This is a genomic window from Streptomyces alkaliterrae, assembly GCF_007097205.2.
GTDB lineage: Bacteria > Actinomycetota > Actinomycetes > Streptomycetales > Streptomycetaceae > Streptomyces > Streptomyces alkaliterrae.
Genome location: NZ_VJYK02000533.1, coordinates 1 through 1,991, shown reverse-complemented (window position 1 = coordinate 1,991; position 1,991 = coordinate 1). Strand labels below are relative to the sequence as shown.

Sequence of the window (1,991 nt, the reverse complement as noted above, 5' to 3'; positions counted from 1 at the left end):
CCCGGAGGCTGCGGCGCGCCGCCACCACCGGGATAGCCATATCCGTTGGGCGGGCCGTACCCACCCGAACCGGGCGGACCGGGCGGGGGCGGGGGCTGCTGACCTGGAGGCGGTGGAATCGTCATACCGCCAACTCTGTCATGCCCCGGCCGACGGCAGGATTCAAGGTCTGCACAGCTTCGCAACAGCCTTGTCATCACGGCTGCTCCAGCGGGTCCCTGGCCGGAACGACTCGGCGACAACTCACACAGATCGCCTGAGACACCCTGGCCGAGGGCCGGTTGCCCACACGAGGAAGCGAGGCACCGGCCACAGGCGCATCCCGACAGGGAGCGCCCATGATCCGGAGCCCCGCTCACCGACCACGTCGTTCGAACCTACGCAGCATGCCCCGCAAGCCTACGGAGCACCCGCGTCAGCACCCTTCATCGTCCGAGAGTGCCCCAGGATTCACCGAACAAGGTTTCGTAGTAGCCATAGTCACAAGCATCGGCCGCCCTCTTCTTTGTAACGCCGATCCGAGTAAGCATATTGTTGCACTTCTTGATCCCGGACTTGCTCTTCTCGGCCTCCTTGCAGGCGGCCTTCGAAATATCGCCGACCTTGTATCCATGACGCTGCAGCCAGGAAATACAATCCATCGCCGCGGCGTTCGCCGGCGTGGCCAACGCGATCGGGGCGACAGCCGCGGAGGCCGCAATGGTCACTGCGACGAGTGCTCGTTTCGACTTATCAAACATCTTCTACCCGTTTGTTTGGTGCATTGGTCAGTTTGCACTCGACTCCGGCGCCGCGCACTAGGCGCACTTCACCCTGGTGTCGAACGCTTGATCAAGGTAGCACGGGTGATCGCCCATCGTTTCAAGGGCCCTTCGAGCGCAAGGAGTTCAGCCGGTGGCGTCACCCTCCGGGGCGGTGGCCCGGGCCAGGTGGGAGGGCTGGCGACGGTGCGGGATCATGGGGAGCGGGCCGGTGCTGAGGCTGGCCTTCGGCTTGGCTCGTACCCGTGTCCCCGGTACGTGGCGAAGACGCCAGCGCGAGCCCACGGCGGCGAGCAGCAGCATGGCCTCCACCAGCGCGAACCGGTCGCCGATGCACTTGCGGCTGCCGGCCCCGAAGGAGAGTTGGGCGCTGCGGGGTACGGACGCCACCCGCTCGGAACACCACCGGCCCGGGTCGAAGCGTTCGGCGTTCTCGAAGAGGGCGGGGTTGCGGCCGACGGCGTAGAAGCTGAACAGCACGACGGCGCCCTTCGGCAGCCGTTCGCCGGCCAGTTCGGTGTCCGCCGTGGTCGTGCGGCTGAGCAGCCAGGTGGAGGGGTACAGGCGCAGTGTCTCGGTGATGACGTGTCTGGTGTACTCAAGGCGTGGCAGGTCGGTGTAGGCGGGGGTGCGTCCGGCGAGCACCCGGTCGAGTTCGGCGGTCAGCTTCTCCTCCGCCTCCGGATGGTGGGCGAGCAGGTGGAACGCCCAGGAGAGCACATTGCCGGTGGTCTCGGTCCCGCCCAGCAGCAGGCTGACGACCTGTTCGTGGATCTCCTCGGCGGACAGCCCGCGTCCGGTCTCCTCGTCCTCGGCCGCGAGCAGCATCGACATGAGGTCGCCCTGGTCGGCTCCGGTCGACCGGTAGTCGCGGATGGTCTCGTCGATGACGGAGTGCATACGGTCCAGGGCCCGCTGGAAGTCGCGGTTGGCGGGCAGCGGCAGCCGCTCGACCAGACCGAAGGGGGCGATCATGCGCCGGTAGACGCCCTTGGTGAAGACCGGCAGGCACTCCTGGATCTCGGCGATCGCCGCCGGGCGGATCTGTCCGGAGAACAGCGTCCGCACGATGATCCGCGCCGTGAGGGCCTGCATCTGCGCGTTGAGGTCGACGGCGGTGGCGTACTCGTTGAGCAGGCAGATGAAGTCGCAGCCGAAGCTGGCCAGTCGGATGTCGATGTACGCGGAGTAGTCGGGCACGGTACCGGTGAGCTGGTAGGGGAGTTCGGC

Annotated in this window: 2 protein-coding genes; both read right to left on the bottom strand. The window is 66.9% G+C overall.

The annotated features are described in order from the left end of the window. Positions 1-425: 425 nt before the first annotated feature. Entirely contained in the window at positions 426-740 is a 315-nt protein-coding gene (locus tag FNX44_RS26490; protein WP_153507766.1) for a hypothetical protein, read from the bottom strand. Positions 741-887: 147 nt separating this feature from the next. Further along, positions 888-1,991, bottom strand: a 1,104-nt coding sequence (locus FNX44_RS26485) for a cytochrome P450 (RefSeq protein ID WP_143651507.1), incomplete at its 5' end; no start/stop codon positions are given.